The following is a 17,440-nucleotide window of genomic DNA, read 5'->3' as shown; positions in this document are numbered from 1 at the left end:
CACCCGTATCGACGCGTACTGAAAGTTAATCGTTTTCTAGGAGTTGTCTTGGAAAACAGGAGCCGCTCGGCGCACGCGAAGCCATCGCAATGGCTTTCATGCCTGCGGTAAATTAAAGTTTCTTAAGCATCTGCCGATAAGGATCATCACAACTCTTATCGCCCAGTGATTCCCCATGTTTCGTAATGTTCTGGCCCGGACCAACGTCGGGACCAAATTCGCCGTGCTCGCCTGCGCGCTCACGGCAGTCGTCGTCGCGTTCTTCACCATCGCCGTCACGCGCAGCGCGGGCGAGCAAGTCGATACGCATGCGCTCGCGCGCGTCGAAAGCGAGAATCGCTCGATCGCGACGATGATCGGCCTCTTCGACAAGGCCGTGAGCGCGGAAGTCACGCGCTTCATGACGATCTTCGCGCATCGTCTGCCTTCGACGTTCGCGCTCGATGAAACCCGCACCGTGGACATCGACGGTAAAGCCACGCCGACTTTCCTCGCGGGCGACAAGGCGCTGAACAACGACTTCACGATTCCCGACGCTTTCCTCGAGGAAAGCGGCGCCATCGCGACGATCTTCGCCCGCACCGGGGACGATTTCGTGCGCGTGACGACGTCGCTCAAGAAGCAGGACGGCACGCGCGCGATTGGCACGCTGCTCGACCGCAAGGGCCCCGCGTATGCGCCGATCCTTGCAGGCAAGCCCTATATCGGCATCGCGGCGCTTTTCGGCAAGCAGTACATCACCGCGTACAAGCCCGTCACCGATGCATCGGGACGCATCATCGGCGCACTTTTCGTTGGCGTCGACGTGACATCCGAATTCGCAGCGTTGCAGGACACCATCGCGAAGCTCGCGATCGGCGCGAGCGGCTATCACTTCGTCGTCGATGCATCGACTGGCCCGAACCGCGGCAAGCTGCTCGTGCATCCCGGTTCGAAAGGCGAACTGGCCGATGAGCGCGTTGCGCCCTTCAAGCAGATGCTCGACACGCACGAAGGCGAGCTCTCGTTCGACGGCCCCGATATCGCGGGCGCGGATTCGCGCGTGCATGGCGGCAACAAGGAAATCATCTATATGACGGTGCCGCAATGGCAATGGATGATCGGCGGCATTGCATATCGCGACGAAGTGCTCGCCGACGTTCACGCGAGCCGCAATCGCTTCCTGGTTCTCGGGCTCGTCATCGTGGCGCTGCTCGTCGGCGTGCTGCTCTATGCGGTCACGCGACTCGTGGGCCGTCCCATCGACGACGTGACGCGCGCGTCGGAACGCATCGCCGCGGGCGACCTGACCGTGCGTATCGACAGCGCGCGCGAGGACGATATCGGCCGGCTGATGCGTGCGATCGACGGCATCGCGCGCGGACTCGCGGGCATCGTCGCGCAGGTGCGCAGCGCATCGGCGGACATGAACGAAGGGACGGCGCGCATTGCATCGGGCAGCAGCGATATCGCCACGCGCATCGCAACCCAGGCCGCGAGCGTCGAAGAAACCGCTGCGAGCATGGAAGAAATCACGAGCACCGTGCAGCAGAACGCTGCGAATACGGCGCAGGCGGGGACGCTCGTCGCGTCCGCATCCGATGCCGCGCGCGCAGGCGGTCATGCAGTCGGGCGCGTGGTCGCGACGATGGGCGAGATCGACGCATCGGCGCGACGCATCGCCGACATCACCGCGACGATCGAAGGCATCGCGTTCCAGACCAACATTCTCGCGTTGAACGCTGCCGTCGAAGCCGCGCGCGCGGGCGAGCACGGCAAGGGCTTCGCGGTGGTCGCATCGGAAGTGCGCGCGCTCGCACAGCGCAGCGCGGGCGCAGTCAAAGAGATCGAAGTGCTGATCGCCGAATCGGCCGCGAAGGTCTCGCACGGCTACAAGATCGCCGAGGAAGCGAGCAGCACGATGGGCGGCATCGTCGAGCAAGTCTCGCGCGTGAATGCCATCGTCGATGAAATCGGCGTTGCGTCACGCGAGCAGGCAAGCGGCATCGAGCAGGTGAACAGCGCGGTCATGCTGATCGGCGAAGCGACGCAACAGAACGCCGCGCTCGTCGGTGAAGCGGAGCATTCCACCGCCGAACTGCGCGATCAGGCCGAGCGGCTTGCGCGCGTCGTCAGCATGTTCCGCGTTTAAGCCTTCGCGCATTCATAGCGGTTCAAGCGGACGTGGCGCGTCGTCGTGCGCGCCACATACCGACGTCGATCGTCGACGGGGCATCAGACCTCGATGAAGATGCGGCCATCCTCGACTTTCGCGGGATACGTCCGCAGCTTTTCGCAAACAGGCGCGCACAGCGGCCGGCCGTCGCGAATGTCGAAGCGTCCGTTGTGCTTCGGACATTCGATGACGTGGTCCATCACGAATCCGTCACTCAGATGAACGTGCTCGTGCGTGCATAGGCCATCGCTGGCATAGACGGCATCGTTCACACGATAGATCGCGAAGGTGCGGCCATCGTGATCGAAACGCATCACGTCTTCGTCTTCGATATCGTCCATCGCAGCTGCATCGATCCATTGCGTCATCGGAACGGCCTCCTTGGTCATGCCTGCGTCGCGGCGGGCATCGGTCTTTCGACGTGATACGACGGATCGCGCGTTTGCCGCACGAGCGCCGGAATGATCTCTGCATATGCCGCGATCGTGCTCGTGTAAGGCGGCGGCATGTCATGCTTCACCGCTTCGTGCAGGCGCGGCAGCGCGTAATAAGGCACCATCGGGAACATGTGATGTTCGACGTGATAGTTCATGTTCAGATACAGAAAGCGGAACACGGGATTCATCATCACCGTGCGGCAGTTCTTGCGATGATCCAGCACGTTCTCAGGCATGCCCGCATGCTGCGTGAGGCCGAAGAAGAGATAGAGCCACGCGCCGTAGAGACTCGGCAAGCCGATATAAAGCAGGGGAAGGATGGAATGAGACACGAAGCATGCGCCAATCACCGCCGCATAGATCGCGAGCGTCACGCGCGCTTCAAGAATGACTTTCGGCCATTCCGATTCCGGCACGTAGGTCTTTTCTTCGTCGCCGATATTGCCGAACGCCGATGAAACGATCTTCGGCACTTCGCCCGCTGCGTGCTTCAGCGCGAAGACGTTCAATGCGAGACTCAGCCAGTCCGTCGGCAGCGGCACGGCAATCTCGCGATCCCTTCCGACGACCAGCGTATCCGTGTGATGACGCGCGTGACTCCAGCGCCAGATCGTCGGCCGGCGAAACACCTGAAACGACGCGAACTGATAGAGCGCCTTGTTCATCCACGACGTCTTGAATGCGGTGCCGTGACCGCTTTCGTGCCAGCGCGAATCGGCGGGGCTGCAATAGAGCGTGCCGTAAAGAAGAAATGCGGGAATCGCCCAGAGCGAATGCGCTTGCCATGCGAACCACGCCAGCACGCCGCTCGCGATGATCGACGCATACCAGAGCAAGGTGTCGCGGATGGCGCGTGCATCGCCACGCTGCATCAGGCTCTTCATGACCGGCCGCGGCACCGCGCACTTGTACCAGTCCGCATTGACCAGGCCCGACGCTTTCGCACGCTCGCCTGCGCCGCCGATGAGCCGGTAATCGCGATAGCCGTCCCGCGCGCCCGCACCTTGCGCCTGCTCGGAATCCATCATGTCACCTCAAGCGATGATTGGATTTGCATCATTCGTCATTGCTGATTCGATGATAAAAGCGGATGCATCGCCCGCGCAATCTTCTCGCGCATTTGCTATCTTTAGGCATCATCGCGCGAATTGAAAACCCATCAATTACACCAAAGATGAGCAAGCGTCCCACGCTTCAATCCGTGGCCGAGGCTGCCGGCGTCAGTCCGGCAACAGTGGATCGCGTCTTCAACGGACGTCTCAGCGTGCGCGAAGGCACTGCATTGCGCGTGATCGAGGCAGCCGAGCGCATCGGCTATCACGGCGCAGGCTTGATGCGCGAACGTCTGCGCGCGCAACGCGGCGAGCGCCATGAACGCTACGCACTCGGCTTCTGTCTGCAGAAACGTGCGGATCCCTTCTATCAGACGCTCGCGCGCATTCTGACGGATGCCGCCGCGCGCCACGAACCGGAGCATTGCAACGCCGTCATCGAGTACATGGATGAACTCGATCCGGCTTCCATCGCACGCACGCTGCTTACGCTCGGCGAGCAGGTGGATGCGCTCGGCGTGGTCGCAGTGGACCATCCGCATGTGACCGCCGCAATCGAAACGCTTCACGGGCAGGGCAAGCCGACGGTCACGTTGCTGTCGGATCTGAGTGCGCCCTTACGCGCGGGTTATATCGGCGTCGATCCGCGCAAGAGCGGACGCACGGCCGCGTGGGCCGTGAGCCGCCTCACGCGTCGCGACGAAGGCACTGTTGGCGTGTTCGTCGGCACGCCGCGTTATCTCGGTCAGGAAAGCTGCGAGATCAGCTTTCGCTCGTACTTGCGCGAACATGCGCCCGGATTGCGCGTGCTCGATACGCAGATCAATCTCGAAGACAAGCAACTCGCTTACGAGGCGACGCTCGCGATGCTCGCGCGTCATGCCGATCTCGCCGGCCTCTATATCCCCGGCGGTGGCGTGGGCGGCGTGATACGCGCGCTGCGCGAAGAGGCCGCGGGACGACGCATCGTCACCGTGTGCAGCGACCTGATGCCCGACCGGTACGAGGCGCTCGTCGAAGGCGTCATCGATCTCGTGATCGACACGCCGCTTCAACGCATCGCCGAGACGGCCATTCAGGCAATGCTGCGCGCGTTGCAAGCGCTGCCGGGCGAAGCAGCGCAGGCCAGCCAGTATCCGCTGCCGGCGCAGCTTTATACGCCGGAGAACGTCTGAGCTTGATAGCGTGCCGCTTCAACTGAATGCGCATTTTTTTCTTCTTCGACCTCACGACGCGAAAGTGATGAGAAAAATATGCAGTGCATTGCTACAGTCGCTTGCACGCAGAAACCGTTTGTCACGACTAAATGCTGAAGATGCTCGGGCATGTGGCCGAGCGCACCGAACTGCGACCATCGACTCAGGACGATAACGTTTGCGAGCCATCCTGCGTCGCCGATATGAAGCGGCGGCGATGAAATCCCAGCTTCACGCGGCCGTTTTTCCACTAGTATGTCCCGGTGGACTGCATTTGCCTGCACGCTGAAAGAGGCGAGTGTCATCGCTTCGTTGCTTTGAAGGACTAGCATGCAGTTGCTCGGGGAACCCGCCCGGCAAAAACGGCTCTATTAACGATTGTTCCATCGACATGCACGTCAGGCCGGGGTGTCCGGGGCCCGCCATATGACGTGACATGCTCCAACAATAATGCGCTGCCAGAGCTTCCCGTCTTGTACGGTGATCGAGCCAGCCTCATCCATCAGACCAGCTGCATGTCCGGTCGTGCCGCAATCAATCACAAGGTGATGCGCGTTTGCGCGCGGCGGCACGGCGGGACATCGACAACGGCTCTTCGCATGGTGCGTGCGGAGAGACAGAGCCCAATCAATCGACGGAGAGCGTCATCCATGCCGTTTGAGAGTGACTCCTTGCGAGACACCAGTCCGCTGCTCAGCATCGTCGTGGCGGCTTATAACATCGAGGGATACATCGAGGAAGCGCTCGAATCCCTGCTGTCCCAACCTCATATCGACGCGATGAAGGTCATCGTGGTCGATGACGGTTCTCGCGATGAGACCTATGCGGCAGCGCGCTCGGTCGTGGAGCGCGATCGCGGCGTGCACATCGAATTGATACACCAGGAAAATCGCGGCCTGAGCGCCGCGCGCAATACCGGCCTCGCGGCGGTGCGAACGCCTTATGTCGGCTTCCTGGACGGCGACGATATCTATCTGAAGGGCTTCACCGAAGCGATGATCCCGGTGCTCGCCGAGCGCAAGTGGGATGTGGTGGAGTACAACGTCAAGATCATCGATGACGACGACCGCGAGCTCGATAACATCGAACTCGTCGACCATGCGACGAGCGGCGGTCATCCGATGGATCGCGCGGCGCTGCAGCAGTTTGCCGATCGATTCCATACCTTTGCGTGGGCGCGCGTCTATCGCACCAACCTGTTCGACGCAGCGCCCTTTCCCGAAGGACGAAACTACGAAGACATGGCCCTCGTGCCCTCGACTTATCTGCGCGCAAAAAGCATCTATCGGATTCCCGCGCCGCTAATCGGCTATCGGCGGCGCTTCGGCAGCATCACGCAGACAGCCAAGCTGCGCGACATGCACAATCTGCGCCTCACAGGGCAGGAAGCGCTCGCACGTTGCGACGGCAGTGACATGGACGATTTCTGGCTCACCGTCTTCGACAAGCTCTTTCAGCGTGCGTGCCACGTTTGCGCGCGCGTCGATCGCGCTTCGTTCAAGCAGGCGTCCGAGACGCTCACGGCCATGGCCGTCGATCATCGGAAGATGCGCGAGAAACTCACCGAAGGCGGCAAGCGTCAGGTTGTCGAACTGAAGCCGTTCGATCTGAACGTACGCGCGGACCGCTCGATCCACTTCCTCAAGGGCCTCGTGAAAAAGGTGTTGCGCCGCAGCCTCGATCATCATCAGCGTGCGCGGCGGCCGAGCACGTCCAATCAGTTGAGCGGATGACGCGGCCCCCCTTTCACGCCTCTTCGATGGCGCGCAAGCTCATTCGCTTATAGGCATCGACGAGCAATGCGCCCTCACCGCGCTTGTGCGCGACGGCAAGGCGCATTGTTTCTTCGCCTGGCTGCCAGATCAGGAACGCGAGCGCATTGACGCGCTTGCTGTCCGCACGCGGCATCACGCGCCGGATCGCCGACGCCAGCAATGCGCCGCACGCGCGGCTCTCCGCGATCTCGATGTATTCTTCGACGCGTCGTTGTCGAGCGGCGCCGAACGCATCGTGCTGTTGTCGGGACGTGGCGAAGAAGAAGCGCAGGCGGCGGAAGAAGCGCTGCAACGCTCCGGGGCGAGCTGGACCATCCTGCGTTGCAGCTGGTTCATGCAGAACTTCAGCGAGAGCTTTCTGCTGGATCCGATCCGTGAGGGCACGCTCGCGCTGCCCGTCGCCGATATCAAAGAGCCTTTCGTCGATGCGGAAGATATCGCCGATGCAGCCGTCGCCGCACTCACGCAGCCAGGCCACGAAAAGCGACTTTACGAACTCACCGGACCTCGCGCGATCACTTTCGCCGAAGCGCTCGCATGCATCGCGAGAGCGACGAGACGTGACATGCGGCTCGTGCCCGTGCCGCCCCATGCATTTCGCGACGCTCTGCTCGCGGCTGGCGTGCCGAAGCCCGAGACCGACCTGATTCTCTATCTCTTCACGACCGTGCTGGATGGCCGCAACGACAAGCCCGCCGATGGCGTGCGCGCCGCGTTGCATCGCGAAGCCTGCTCGTTCGAGGACTACGCCACGCGAGCCGCGGCGAGCGGCGTATGGGATGTGTGACGCACGAAGCCGCCACTGTTTCGCGGTAGACTTGAGGGATGGAAAAATGTCCCTACTGCGAGCGAATCCGTGACGAATGGGACTGTCACGGTCAGGAATGCCGCACCGCCATCGCCCGCGCGCTGCGTCGACAACGCATGGGATTGCCGATGGTGCCGAAGGTCATTCGCAATGAGATTCCGCCGGGCGCGTCGACGGGCGAAGTGATCGCTCAGCTATCGCGTCAGCGCTTGCGCGCACGGCGCGCGAACGAGGAACGCCGCGCACGCAAGGAAGCCGAAGACCTCGATCTATAGCGTAGCGGCGCAGCGCATCAAACGCGTGCGGGCGGATCGGCATTCGATCCGCCGTTCTGCGCAAGCGCACCTTCCTCGCGCCATGCACGCCGCGACTTGCGCATCGTCGTAAGCGCCATGCGCGCGACCTTTAGCCAGCCATAGGGACGCGGATCGGCAACCATGCTGAGCGCGCGCGCATAGTCGAGCGTGAGGCCGGGCGTCCAGGCCATCGTCACCGCGCGCTTGCGTATCTGCGCCGCGACCCACAGTTCCGGCGTCACGATCATCCTGACGAGCGCGCCCCAACCCGCGCGCGAACCGTAAAGGCGCCCTGCCGCCCCTTCGAGCGCGGCGTCGAGTGCGCGCGACACGCTGCTCGAACAGTTGCGGTGCGTGAGGTTATAAGTCGTATCCGCGCGATAGTTGCGCCAGAAACTATCGAGCCGCGCCGGGTCGTAATTGCGGATACGCACGCGCACGGTCGATGGACACCATGCCTTCGATTCGATCGCATAACTCGGCTGGAACACGCCGGGCACATCGTTCTCGCGCGTGGCACGCAGCAGGCGCGCGAAGTCATCGGGCGAGCGGTCGATTTCAACCGCGGGATAGAGACTCACATAGATGCCTTCCGGCGATTCGAGCGCCGCGTGTCCCGTCGAGATCACGCCATTGCGATCCACCGCGGCGATATAACGATCGACGATCGGGTGCCATTGCGTTTCGGCCTTCGACGATCCGACCGGCGTCCACACATGCACGGTGAGCGCCGGTTCGTTATCGGCGGGTGGGCCGTCCCATTCGCTGGCTTGCAAGACGCGCGCTTCGTTATCGGGCGCCTTGTCCGCAACGCTCGCCGCTTCCGCGCTTGCATCGCCCCATACGGCCGGATTGCTCGTCAGCTTGCGCACGCGCATGCCGATCATGATCAGATTCCAGCCCGCGAAGATAAAGAACGCACCGATGCAATACGGCACCGTGCCTTTGTAATGCGTCGGATACGGTTGAATCATGAAGATGCCGAGGACGATCTCGAAGATGGCGAAGCCGAGTGCGACACGATAGCGCCGGTAACGTACGACAAGCGCCGATGTCGCCTGCAACAGGCCGTCGAAGATAAACGCGAGCCCGATCAGGATCGAAAGAATGAAGTGACCGTGATGATCGCCTTCGAAGATCAACGCGGCAGTAAGAACGAATGCAATGCCCTTCGCATAGCGCAGTCTGCGCTGTCCGCCGACGCCCGCCCACGCGACGGACAATGTCAGCGCGCCCTCGATCAGCAGCAGCCAGCCGACGAACGCGACCGGAAAGCCGAGCGCGCCGTCGAGGGCATCGATGAAGACGCCGATGCCGACGGCCAGAAGCAACCAGCTCGTGACGGTCAGGCTGCGCCAACGATTGCGCAAATAGTCGACGCCCAGCAGAATCATCATCAGCTTGACCATCGTTCTCTCGATTCAAAGCGTGACGGTAAGTGTTCGTATGTTAATGCAGTCGACACAGAAAACCGTTTTCCTACGACCGTTCGTTGCCCTGCGCTGCGTCACGCGCGGCAGCATGACGGCTTGCGCGCCGTGAAATACTTGCGCTGCCATCTTCACGCGACGCCAGACGCCATGTTCGAGCAATGCCGATGGATCAACGAGCCCGCGCAATGGCGCGTCGACAACGACACGCTCATCGTCACGACCGACACGAACACCGACTTCTGGCGCAAGACGCATTACGGCTTCGTGCGCGACAACGGCCATGTTTTCGCGGCGAGCGTGGAAGGCGACTTTACGGCGGAAGTCGCCGTCGCTGGCGATTTCTCCGCGCTATACGATCAGGCGGGCCTGATGATCCGCGAAAGCCCCGAGCGCTGGATCAAGGCCGGCGCCGAATACAACGACGGCGCGCTCACGTTCAGCACCGTACTCACGAACGACCTCTCGGACTGGTCGCTCGGCTCGCGTGCCGGCGCAAACCGCTTCCGGCTTCGCGTGACGATCGCGCAAGGCGTGCTGAAAGTGCAATGCAGCGCCGATGAACGCAACTGGACGCTCATGCGTCTCGCGCCTTTCTCATCGAGCAGCGCGAACGCACGATGGCTCGTCGGCCCGATGTGTTGCACGCCCGAGCGCGGCGGTCTCACGGTCCATTTCTCAGACTTCACGATCGGGCCGCCCATCGTGAAAGACCTGCACGACATCTCGATGTAAGGCACACCGGCTCGCAAAAACACTCATTTGCAGGGCCAGGCCGCGATTCCTGCAGCAGACCGACATGGGCAAACGCGGCTGGTTCAGGCGCTTCGACGCGAAGGAGTCATCACGCCTCGAAATCGATGCCTCGCGCGCGCAACTGGCGCATGCCACTCGCGAGATGCGCCCGCGCGCTTTCGGCATCGCCCGCGCGCATCTGTTCGTACGTGCGCTGCGCGATCTCGTGCGGCACCGGCTTGAGCGGCCGGTTCGCGCTCATCGCGCGCAATTGCACTTCGGCCGCGCGCTCCAGATAGTAGAGATCGTCCCAAGCCTCCGCGATAGTTGCGCCTGCAACCATCACGCCGTGATTCTTGAGGAACAGGATATCGGCGTCGCCCATCCTGCGCGCGATGCGATCGCCTTCCGCGTTGTCGAGTGCGAGACCGTTGTAGTCCTCGTCGACCGCCGTGCGGTCGTAGAACTTCAGCGACGTCTGCCCGAGCCACAGAAGCGGCGGGCCGTCGAGCAGGCACAGTGCGGTCGCGTTCGGCATATGCGTATGAAAAGCCGCCTTCACGCGCGGCATCAGCTTGTGCACGCGTGCGTGAATGTAGAATGCGGTCGCTTCGGGCTCGCCTTCGCCGTCGATTACGTTGCCGTCGAAATCGCAGATCAGCAGACGCGACGCCGTGATCTCGCCGAACGCATAGCCGTAGGGGTTCACGAAGAACAGATCGTCGTGCCCTGGAACCATCGCGGAAAAATGATTGCAGACGCCCTCTTCGAACCCGTTCAGCGCCGCCAGCCGGAAGCAGGCTGCAAGCTGCCGGCGCGCTTCGGCGATCCCGGGCGCGTCGAGCCGTGCGGAAGCGGACGCGGCGCGCGGTGCGCCGCTGGAAAGCGTATGTGCCATATGAGCTTGCCTTTGTCGTTTGCGTGACCGTGAAGGCGAGGATAATCGAACGGACGCGCGCATTATGTCCGACAAAAAAAATCAGCGCGACCGGCGCCTGAGCGCGGAGTATGACGCGTGTATGTCATGTCTCTTAGCAGAAACGCTTATTTGAACTCCGACTTGTGGCATGGTAAAACTCTATGCCGCTCGAAATTCGAAGCGCATCTTCAACGTAATTCGTCTCAATAGGGTTTGGAAAAATGGCAACAGGTACTGTGAAGTGGTTCAACGATGCAAAGGGTTTTGGCTTCATCACGCCGGACGACGGCGGTGAAGACTTGTTTGCACATTTCTCCGAAATCCAGTCCAAGGGTTTCAAGTCTCTCCAGGAGAATCAAAAGGTGAGCTTCGAAGTCAAGCAAGGCCCGAAGGGCAAGCAAGCTTCGACGATCCAGCCGCTGTAAGTTTCAACGCTGGCGCCTCAGGCACGAAACGGCCCGTATGGGCCGTTTTTGCATTGGTGCACGCGGAGATTATTTATCTACCGGATGGTCGGGATTTTCGCGCCAGCGCAAACTGACCTCGGCGCGCATGTCCTTTGAATAAATCAGTAGAATAAATACTGTATTTGCAGCGCCGTTCTCATTGACGGTAATGCGAAATTCTTTCCTCTGATTCACGTGAACTCGGCAAGCAATCGGAAAAAATGCCGTCCGCTGGTTCGGCACAAAACAAAAGCATTGCTCGTCTTCGTTTGGTTCCTGACTTGCGATGCGCGCGCGCAATCGTTCGCGGCGAATCAAAATGCCGCGCGTTTCGTCTCGGAGGTTGTGATGAACGACTTTCGCACCGCCCAGGCGGGCGGCGGTTACGTGTTTTCCTACGATAGCCGCGAAACCGAAGCGTCCTTGTCTGCCAGGCTCGATCGCTGGCTTTCGGGCGCCGATCCCCAGGCCATCGCCATGGACCCAGCGGAAAAGCAGGCGCTCTTCGGCTTCTACTGGGCCGCCAGCATGATGCCGGCGAATTCGCCGTGCTTCCGCGACATCGCCGACCCGGCTTGCGGCGCGGATCTGTCCAAGTGGATGGCGCGCGAACTCGACGACGATCCGCGCTTCATCCGTGCCTACGAGTCCGCGAGAAAGCCGCTCGGCCTGCCGCCAATCGAACGCAACGCGCACTGAGCGGCATACGGGCGCGATGTGTTTCGTCGCGGATTCTCGAGCGAAAACATCCGATTCGCGCGCGCCTGATCGATGCGGATTTCGGCGTTTCGGGCTCGTCTTCCTCGCGCGATCCGCGCAGCAGGACGACCTTCGCCGCGATGCTTACGAGCAGCGATAGCGCCCCGATGGTCTCAAGCAAGGCGGGAATCATGTCGGTCTCCCTGAACGTCGACGCACTCGATCATCGATGCGAGAGCATCGGCCCGTAGGTCTTTACGAAAAATGCAATCGTGATACCGGCGCTGACGATCAAGGTGCCCGCGCGAACCCACTGCGGCGGCGCGCGCCGGCCGATCTGCGCGCCGCCATACCCGCCGGCGATCGCCGCGAGCAGCATCGCGATCGTCTCCGGCCAGCGCACTGCCTGCGCCGCCGCGAACGTCAGCACGGCCACCGAGTTGGCCGCGCTCACGAGCAACGTGCGCGGCGCGTTAAGGCTCTTCAGGTCGCGCGAATCGAGCAGGCCCCAGACGGCCATCATCATGATGCCGACCGCGCCGCCGAAATACCCGCCATACACGCCGAGCGCGAACTGGATCGACAGCACCGCCGCCGCGCCGATATGCCAGCGCCGCCGCAACATCTCGCCCAGCTTGCGGCCGAACGCAAGCGTGAAGCTCGCGCACAGAAGCAGCCACGGCAGCACGAACGAAAACGTCCGCGACGACGTGGACAGCAACAAGACTGCGCCGACGAGCCCGCCGGCGAGCGTCGTCACGAGCATCTTGCGGATCGACACCGAGCCGACCGGACCGAGCCCGTCGCGATAGGCCCACGCGCTCACGACACCGCCCGGAAACAGCGCGACGGTGCTCGAAGCGTTCGCCTGAACCGGTGGCAAGCCGGCGGCGATCATCGCGGGGAGGCTCACGAACGAGCCGCCGCCGGCCAGCGCATTCATCGCGCCCGCAAGAAAACCGGCGCCGATAACGACAATGAAGGGTTCCATGCGACAGATGCTAGCGACGCGGCCGTCCCCTTACAATCTGGCATTTCCAATGCGAGGCTTCGGCCAATCCGAAGGAAGCGCGATGCGTTTCGATCTGACCGACATGCGGCTTTTCCTGACCGTGGTCGAGCGCGGCAGCATCACGGCGGGCGCTCAGGCGATGCACCTCGCGCTGGCCTCGGCGAGCGAGCGCATCGCGGGCATGGAGGCCGCGCTTGGCGCGCCGCTGCTCGAGCGCAACCGCCGCGGCGTGCAGGCGACCGCCGCCGGCGATGCCTTCGTGCGCCACGCGCGCGCGATTCTCGGCCAGGTCGAGCAGATGCGCGGCGAGCTGCGCTCGTTCGCAACCGGCCTCAAAGGCCGCATCCGGCTGATGTCCAACACGGCGGCGCTGGCCGCCTTCCTGCCGCCGAGACTCTCGCGTTTTCTCGTCGCCTATCCCGATCTTTCGATCGATCTCGACGAACGCCCGAGTGTGGAGATCGTGCAGGCGCTCGCGGAGAGGCGCGCGGATCTCGGCGTCGTCTCGGACACGACCGATCTTGGACAATTGGAGACGCATCTGCTCGCGAAGGATCGACTCGTGGTCGTGGCGAATCGCGCGCATCGGATTGCGGGAGAAAGCGAGGTGGCGTTCGCGGAAATCGTCGGCGAGGCATTCGTCGGGCTGTCGGATGCCGCGCTCGAATTGCATCTTGCGGAGCGCGCCTCGCGACTTGGCCGGCAGATCGGCTACCGAATCCGCATGCGCAGTATCGACAACGTCGGGATGCTCGTCGAATCGGGCATCGGACTCGCGATTCTGTCCGAGGCATCGGCGCGGATGCTGGAGCGGCCGACGCTCGCGGTCGTGCCGCTATCGGAGCCGTGGGCGACACGCCGTCTGCATCTGTGTGCCCGCGACTTCCGCGCGCTCACGCCGCACGCGCGTTTGCTCGCCGAAACGTTGATGGACGGCGCAACCGCAAGCTAGAACGGACGCCCGACGATAAACGGATCGACCGCGCCGATCGCTTTGAGATCGCGATTCGCGTAGGGCAGCTTGTGCAGCACATAGCGCATCGCGTTGAGGCGCGCGCGCTTCTTGCAATCGGAGCGTACGACGGTCCAGGGCGTGTCCGCGCTATCGGTATGCGCGAACATGGCTTCCTTGGCGTCGGTGTACGCGTCCCACTTGTCGAGCGACGCGAGATCGACCGGACTCAGCTTCCATTGCTTCAGCGGATGAATCTCGCGCTCCTTGAAGCGTCGGCGCTGCTCGGCGCGGCTCACGGAGAACCACAGCTTGATGACGTGCGTGCCGCTCTGCGAAAGGTGCCGTTCGAACGCGGGCACCTGCTGCATGAAGTCTTCGTATTCGCGCGGCGAGCAGAAGCCCATCACGCGCTCGACGCCCGCGCGGTTGTACCACGAGCGGTCGAAGAGCACGATTTCGCCCGCCGTCGGCAAGTGTTCGACATAGCGCTGGAAATACCACTGACCGCGCTCGCGCTCGGACGGCTTTTCCAGTGCGACGACGCGCGCGCCGCGCGGATTCAGATGCTCCATGAAGCGCTTGATGGTGCCACCCTTGCCCGCCGCGTCGCGCCCTTCGAAGAGGATGACGACGCGCTGACCCGTGTCGCGCACCCACGCCTGCAACTTCAGCAGCTCCACCTGAAGGCGATACTTCTGCTTCTCATACGCGCGCCGCGACATCAGGTTCCGATACGGATAGCCGCCATCTCTCCACGACGGCGACAGTTCGTCGTCGGGATCAGGCGTGCCGTTGGCGGCCCGCAGCATCGCGTCGCCATCGAAAAGATGGGCGCGCAACGCCGATACTTCATCCGGCGACATACCGCCGATCAAGGTTCGGACGGTATCGACCAGCGATTCAGCTTGTGCGCCGTCTCGCGCGTCGAAGCGCTTCAGTATGTCGTCCAGGCTGCTCGTCAGCAGGTCATGCGCCGCTTCGACCGCGCGGCCCGTTTCTTCCTGTTCGATGGACGGCGGCTTCGTTCGCGCCGCGACGCCGCCGTCGCTCGATTCGGCAGTGTTACCTGGCGATATCAACTTCATTCCTTCCTCGATGTTGTTGCTCGGAGTCTCTGTCTCTCACGTCGTTTTGTCTTCAGGCGGCTTCGTGCGCCTTTCGCAAGACCGTGTAGAGCTTGTCCTTCAGCAGCAGCTTTTCTTTTTTCAGCGATTCGATAGCGAAGCCATCCGCAGGCGTGACACCGGTCTCCATGTTGTGGATCTGATGATCGAGTTCGTTGTGGCGCTCGAAGAGCCGCGAGAAGTGGCCGTCTTCGGTCTTCAGGCGCGAGATGAGATCGCGATATTCGGGAAACATGCTTGATCCTCCGGTTGATAATCAATTAGCAATTCGAAGTACATATTACCGACCAGAGAGGGCCTTTTCTTAGACAAATATCAAGCGATGCTGTGTCAGACCGCCGCGGATTGCATTTGCAAGCACCTAGGCAAAACCCTCTTTCGCCCGGGTATCGTCCTTGCACAGAATGATGTCGCCGGCCGGGCATCCGCGCGGCCGGCGTGAGCCAAGGAGGCCGACATGAAGAAAAGCCGCAATTGCGCGCAGGGACGCGCCCTGCACATTGCGTTGATCGCCGGCGCTGCTGGCTTGTGCTTCGCCACGGCGGCCAGCGCGGACAGCCAAGCCGCGAAGAAGATGGGCCAGATGGGCGTAATCAACCAGACACTGCAGCCGAAGCCCCTGAAGCCGGCGACGCCGAACACGCCGAACGCGAATACGACGACGCCGAACTACAACGCGAACTCGAACTACAACCCCAACGCGGGCAATACGGCAAACGGCGCCGTGCCCGGAACGCCCGCCGCCGCGGGCGCGCCCCCGAGAAAGTAGGCGCCATGTGCGCGTCGGGCCGCTCGTTGGATCGGGAGCGGCCCGAGCCCTTCCCAGCGAACCGGCGCGCGCGTTCGCACGGCCGCGCATTGTCGATCTCTTATACTTGGCTCAGGCATTGCCATTCAAAGCGCACATTCCTGAGTCCATGAAAAAGATCAAACCCGGTCTCGTGCTCGAACTCGTCGCTAACCTGCTGCTTCCGTGGCTTGCGTACCGGCTCGCGCTGCCTTACTGGGGCGATGTCGGCGCGCTGTATGCATCGGCCGCGCCGCCGCTCATGTGGAGCGTCGCCGAATTCGCGCGCTCGCGCCGCGTGGATGCGCTTTCCGCGCTCGTGCTGTTCGGCATCGCGCTATCGATCGTCATGCTCGCGATGGGCGGCAGCCCGCGCATCCTGCTCGTGCGCGAATCGCTCGCGGCGGGCGCAACGGGCATCGTTTTTCTGATCTCGCTGTTTTTCGAGCGCCCGCTCGTCTTCTATCTCGCCCGCGCGACCGTCACTCGCGAGCAGGAAGACGGTGCGAAACGTTTCGAGGCGTACTGGAGCGAGAGCGCTTCGCTGCGCATGTCGTTGCGGCTGATGACGCTCGTGTGGGGCGTCGGGCTCTCGCTCGAGACCGTGCTGCGCTTCTGGTTCGCGTGGACGTGGCCGGTCGAGCGTTATCTGGTCGTCTCGCCGGTCGTGAGCTACGTGATCTACGGCGGATTGCTCGCGTGGACGTTTTGGTTCCGCGCGCGGCTCATCGAGCGTCAGGGAGAAAGCGCGTCGTCGCGCGACGGTCTGCTCGGCTAGCTAGGCCAGCGGCGCGCACGTCGCCATCGCGATGTGATCCGCGATCGCCGCGTTCACCGCACAGGCATGCGTGAGCGGCCCCATGTGTCCCGCATCCGGCACGACGATCAGCTTCGCCGCCGGCATCAGAGCGGGCAAGGTTTCCGCGATCAGGCGCGTCGGCGCGGGCGCGTGCTCGCCGCGCATGACGAGCGTGGGAATGCGCAGCTTCGCATACGCGCTCGCCGGCGTCGGCTCGTGAATCAGCGCGCGAAAATCGAGCGGCGCTTTCGGCACCCAGCGCGTGAGCATCGCCTGTACGGACGGCCGCAACGCCGACCATGCGCCATGTCCGCCCCAATAATCGACGAAGGAACGCGCCGCGCCGCGCAGATCGCCGGCGACGACGCCCTCCGCCGTGCGCGCCGCGATCGCGAGAATCTCGGCGAATTCAGTCGCACCGCGCGCGCCCATGCTCTTCAGCAGATGAAACGCCGACGGCTCGTAAAGCGTGATGCTCGCGACGCCGTGCGGCCGTTCCAGCGCGGCGCGCAACGCGACGCCGCCGCCATACGAATGTCCGACGAGATGCACCTTGCCGCGCTGACGATCGATGATGTCGATCGTGCGGGCTGCTTCGTCCGCGAGCGTGAAGGCGCGCTCGCCGCTCCACGGTCCGACGCTGTCGCAACCATAGTGCTCCGGCGCCATCAACGTGTAGCGCGCGTGATCCGCGTTGAGTGCGTCGAGCGTTTCGCCGAGCTGGCGCCATTGATTCGCGCCCGCGCCCGAGCAGTGCAGCGCGATGACCGCTGCGGCGGTGTGTTCGTCGTTCGAATCCATCATCGTTCGTTCTC

21 protein-coding genes are annotated in these 17,440 nt (G+C 62.7%); 11 read left to right on the top strand and 10 right to left on the bottom strand.

Features of this window, described 5'->3' with window-relative positions:
• Positions 1–175: 175 nt before the first annotated feature.
• Positions 176–2,131 carry a methyl-accepting chemotaxis protein gene (locus NCR93_RS21080; protein ID WP_175980809.1) on the top strand — a complete coding sequence of 652 codons (1,956 nt, stop codon included), beginning with the start codon at positions 176–178 and terminating at the stop codon, positions 2,129–2,131.
• 83 nt (positions 2,132–2,214) lie between these two features.
• On the opposite strand, the gene NCR93_RS21075 is transcribed toward NCR93_RS21080, so the two are convergent.
• Both NCR93_RS21075 and NCR93_RS21070 read right to left on the bottom strand, forming a co-directional pair.
• Positions 2,215–2,523, bottom strand: coding sequence for a non-heme iron oxygenase ferredoxin subunit (locus NCR93_RS21075; RefSeq protein ID WP_008348011.1), 309 nt, complete (start codon positions 2,521–2,523; stop codon positions 2,215–2,217).
• Positions 2,524–2,540: 17 nt separating this feature from the next.
• Complete coding sequence (locus NCR93_RS21070; protein ID WP_175980807.1) at positions 2,541–3,620, bottom strand: fatty acid desaturase family protein; 1,080 nt, start codon at positions 3,618–3,620, stop codon at positions 2,541–2,543.
• Positions 3,621–3,766: 146 nt separating this feature from the next.
• Here NCR93_RS21070 and NCR93_RS21065 point away from each other — a divergent pair, with 146 nt between their 5' ends.
• A complete protein-coding gene (locus tag NCR93_RS21065) occupies positions 3,767–4,819 on the top strand; it encodes a LacI family DNA-binding transcriptional regulator (protein ID WP_175980805.1) in 1,053 nt (350 codons plus the stop codon).
• On the opposite strand, the gene NCR93_RS21060 is transcribed toward NCR93_RS21065, so the two are convergent.
• Positions 4,798–5,172, bottom strand: coding sequence for a hypothetical protein (locus NCR93_RS21060; RefSeq protein WP_175980803.1), 375 nt, complete (start codon positions 5,170–5,172; stop codon positions 4,798–4,800). The two genes, NCR93_RS21065 and NCR93_RS21060, sit on opposite strands and share 22 nt — an antisense overlap.
• A gap of 339 nt (positions 5,173–5,511) precedes the next feature.
• Between NCR93_RS21060 and NCR93_RS21055 the strand changes: the two genes are divergently transcribed.
• Positions 5,512–6,573: a glycosyltransferase family 2 protein gene (locus NCR93_RS21055; RefSeq protein WP_239294920.1), complete on the top strand. Its 1,062-nt coding sequence runs from the start codon at positions 5,512–5,514 to the stop codon at positions 6,571–6,573.
• 13 nt (positions 6,574–6,586) lie between these two features.
• Here NCR93_RS21055 and NCR93_RS21050 read toward each other — a convergent pair whose 3' ends face one another.
• Complete coding sequence (locus NCR93_RS21050; RefSeq protein ID WP_488225985.1) at positions 6,587–7,042, bottom strand: hypothetical protein; 456 nt, start codon at positions 7,040–7,042, stop codon at positions 6,587–6,589.
• Between NCR93_RS21050 and NCR93_RS32145 the strand changes: the two genes are divergently transcribed.
• Both NCR93_RS32145 and NCR93_RS21040 read left to right on the top strand, forming a co-directional pair.
• Positions 6,950–7,402: a Rossmann-fold NAD(P)-binding domain-containing protein gene (locus tag NCR93_RS32145; RefSeq protein ID WP_175980799.1), complete on the top strand. Its 453-nt coding sequence runs from the start codon at positions 6,950–6,952 to the stop codon at positions 7,400–7,402. The genes NCR93_RS21050 and NCR93_RS32145 overlap by 93 nt on opposite strands.
• A gap of 38 nt (positions 7,403–7,440) precedes the next feature.
• Positions 7,441–7,698 carry a hypothetical protein gene (locus NCR93_RS21040; RefSeq protein ID WP_033536198.1) on the top strand — a complete coding sequence of 86 codons (258 nt, stop codon included), beginning with the start codon at positions 7,441–7,443 and terminating at the stop codon, positions 7,696–7,698.
• Between the two features lie 17 nt (positions 7,699–7,715).
• On the opposite strand, the gene NCR93_RS21035 is transcribed toward NCR93_RS21040, so the two are convergent.
• Complete coding sequence (locus tag NCR93_RS21035) at positions 7,716–9,128, bottom strand: HdeD family acid-resistance protein (RefSeq protein ID WP_175980797.1); 1,413 nt, start codon at positions 9,126–9,128, stop codon at positions 7,716–7,718.
• Between the two features lie 171 nt (positions 9,129–9,299).
• Here NCR93_RS21035 and NCR93_RS21030 point away from each other — a divergent pair, with 171 nt between their 5' ends.
• Positions 9,300–9,884, top strand: coding sequence for a DUF1349 domain-containing protein (locus NCR93_RS21030; RefSeq protein WP_175980795.1), 585 nt, complete (start codon positions 9,300–9,302; stop codon positions 9,882–9,884).
• 109 nt (positions 9,885–9,993) lie between these two features.
• On the opposite strand, the gene NCR93_RS21025 is transcribed toward NCR93_RS21030, so the two are convergent.
• On the bottom strand, positions 9,994–10,782 hold the full coding sequence (locus NCR93_RS21025; protein WP_250532279.1) for an aldolase: 789 nt from the start codon (positions 10,780–10,782) through the stop codon (positions 9,994–9,996).
• Between the two features lie 242 nt (positions 10,783–11,024).
• Here NCR93_RS21025 and NCR93_RS21020 point away from each other — a divergent pair, with 242 nt between their 5' ends.
• A complete protein-coding gene (locus NCR93_RS21020) occupies positions 11,025–11,228 on the top strand; it encodes a cold-shock protein (protein WP_008347993.1) in 204 nt (67 codons plus the stop codon).
• A gap of 369 nt (positions 11,229–11,597) precedes the next feature.
• Positions 11,598–11,948 (top strand): hypothetical protein, encoded by a 351-nt coding sequence (locus tag NCR93_RS21015; RefSeq protein WP_235366225.1) that lies wholly within the window; start codon positions 11,598–11,600, stop codon positions 11,946–11,948.
• A 223-nt stretch (positions 11,949–12,171) separates the two neighbouring features.
• Here NCR93_RS21015 and NCR93_RS21010 read toward each other — a convergent pair whose 3' ends face one another.
• The gene (locus NCR93_RS21010) at positions 12,172–12,939 is read right to left on the bottom strand and encodes a sulfite exporter TauE/SafE family protein (protein WP_008347988.1); all 768 of its coding nucleotides are present in this window, start codon (positions 12,937–12,939) and stop codon (positions 12,172–12,174) included.
• A gap of 82 nt (positions 12,940–13,021) precedes the next feature.
• On the opposite strand from NCR93_RS21010, the gene NCR93_RS21005 reads away from it, so the two are divergent.
• The gene (locus NCR93_RS21005; protein ID WP_175980791.1) at positions 13,022–13,912 is read left to right on the top strand and encodes a LysR substrate-binding domain-containing protein; all 891 of its coding nucleotides are present in this window, start codon (positions 13,022–13,024) and stop codon (positions 13,910–13,912) included.
• Here the strand turns inward: NCR93_RS21005 and ppk2 are convergent.
• Positions 13,909–15,000 (bottom strand): polyphosphate kinase 2, encoded by a 1,092-nt coding sequence (gene ppk2, locus NCR93_RS21000; RefSeq protein ID WP_008347984.1) that lies wholly within the window; start codon positions 14,998–15,000, stop codon positions 13,909–13,911. The genes NCR93_RS21005 and ppk2 overlap by 4 nt on opposite strands.
• 52 nt (positions 15,001–15,052) lie before the next feature.
• On the bottom strand, positions 15,053–15,274 hold the full coding sequence (locus NCR93_RS20995; RefSeq protein ID WP_008347983.1) for an HP1242/YdcH family protein: 222 nt from the start codon (positions 15,272–15,274) through the stop codon (positions 15,053–15,055).
• A gap of 222 nt (positions 15,275–15,496) precedes the next feature.
• Here NCR93_RS20995 and NCR93_RS20990 point away from each other — a divergent pair, with 222 nt between their 5' ends.
• Together NCR93_RS20990 and NCR93_RS20985 are read left to right on the top strand one after the other, a co-directional pair.
• Positions 15,497–15,808, top strand: a complete 312-nt coding sequence (locus tag NCR93_RS20990; protein ID WP_008347982.1) for a hypothetical protein — start codon at positions 15,497–15,499, stop codon at positions 15,806–15,808.
• Positions 15,809–15,956: 148 nt separating this feature from the next.
• Positions 15,957–16,604 carry a VC0807 family protein gene (locus tag NCR93_RS20985; protein ID WP_008347981.1) on the top strand — a complete coding sequence of 216 codons (648 nt, stop codon included), beginning with the start codon at positions 15,957–15,959 and terminating at the stop codon, positions 16,602–16,604.
• Here the strand turns inward: NCR93_RS20985 and NCR93_RS20980 are convergent, their stop codons facing one another.
• The gene (locus NCR93_RS20980; RefSeq protein ID WP_175980789.1) at positions 16,605–17,429 is read right to left on the bottom strand and encodes an alpha/beta fold hydrolase; all 825 of its coding nucleotides are present in this window, start codon (positions 17,427–17,429) and stop codon (positions 16,605–16,607) included.
• Positions 17,430–17,440 lie beyond the last annotated feature (11 nt).

This window comes from Caballeronia sp. ATUFL_F1_KS39 (assembly GCF_023630985.1).
Lineage (GTDB): Bacteria > Pseudomonadota > Gammaproteobacteria > Burkholderiales > Burkholderiaceae > Caballeronia > Caballeronia zhejiangensis.
Note: the sequence above shows the minus strand (reverse complement) of the source record. Positions and strands in the feature narration are given on the sequence as shown.

Coding starts and splice junctions, on each gene's coding strand:
- NCR93_RS20980 (WP_175980789.1), bottom strand. CDS start 17,429: ATGATGGATTCGAACGACGAACACACCGCCGCAGCGGTCATCGCGCTG.
- NCR93_RS21060 (WP_175980803.1), bottom strand. CDS start 5,172: ATGCTAGTCCTTCAAAGCAACGAAGCGATGACACTCGCCTCTTTCAGC.
- NCR93_RS21075 (WP_008348011.1), bottom strand. CDS start 2,523: ATGACGCAATGGATCGATGCAGCTGCGATGGACGATATCGAAGACGAA.
- NCR93_RS20995 (WP_008347983.1), bottom strand. CDS start 15,274: ATGTTTCCCGAATATCGCGATCTCATCTCGCGCCTGAAGACCGAAGAC.
- NCR93_RS21020 (WP_008347993.1), top strand. CDS start 11,025: ATGGCAACAGGTACTGTGAAGTGGTTCAACGATGCAAAGGGTTTTGGC.
- NCR93_RS20985 (WP_008347981.1), top strand. CDS start 15,957: ATGAAAAAGATCAAACCCGGTCTCGTGCTCGAACTCGTCGCTAACCTG.
- NCR93_RS21005 (WP_175980791.1), top strand. CDS start 13,022: ATGCGTTTCGATCTGACCGACATGCGGCTTTTCCTGACCGTGGTCGAG.
- NCR93_RS21030 (WP_175980795.1), top strand. CDS start 9,300: ATGTTCGAGCAATGCCGATGGATCAACGAGCCCGCGCAATGGCGCGTC.
- NCR93_RS21025 (WP_250532279.1), bottom strand. CDS start 10,782: ATGGCACATACGCTTTCCAGCGGCGCACCGCGCGCCGCGTCCGCTTCC.
- NCR93_RS21065 (WP_175980805.1), top strand. CDS start 3,767: ATGAGCAAGCGTCCCACGCTTCAATCCGTGGCCGAGGCTGCCGGCGTC.
- NCR93_RS20990 (WP_008347982.1), top strand. CDS start 15,497: ATGAAGAAAAGCCGCAATTGCGCGCAGGGACGCGCCCTGCACATTGCG.
- NCR93_RS21035 (WP_175980797.1), bottom strand. CDS start 9,128: ATGGTCAAGCTGATGATGATTCTGCTGGGCGTCGACTATTTGCGCAAT.
- NCR93_RS21040 (WP_033536198.1), top strand. CDS start 7,441: ATGGAAAAATGTCCCTACTGCGAGCGAATCCGTGACGAATGGGACTGT.
- NCR93_RS21015 (WP_235366225.1), top strand. CDS start 11,598: ATGAACGACTTTCGCACCGCCCAGGCGGGCGGCGGTTACGTGTTTTCC.
- NCR93_RS21070 (WP_175980807.1), bottom strand. CDS start 3,620: ATGATGGATTCCGAGCAGGCGCAAGGTGCGGGCGCGCGGGACGGCTAT.
- NCR93_RS21010 (WP_008347988.1), bottom strand. CDS start 12,939: ATGGAACCCTTCATTGTCGTTATCGGCGCCGGTTTTCTTGCGGGCGCG.
- NCR93_RS21080 (WP_175980809.1), top strand. CDS start 176: ATGTTTCGTAATGTTCTGGCCCGGACCAACGTCGGGACCAAATTCGCC.
- NCR93_RS32145 (WP_175980799.1), top strand. CDS start 6,950: ATGCAGAACTTCAGCGAGAGCTTTCTGCTGGATCCGATCCGTGAGGGC.
- ppk2 (WP_008347984.1), bottom strand. CDS start 15,000: ATGAAGTTGATATCGCCAGGTAACACTGCCGAATCGAGCGACGGCGGC.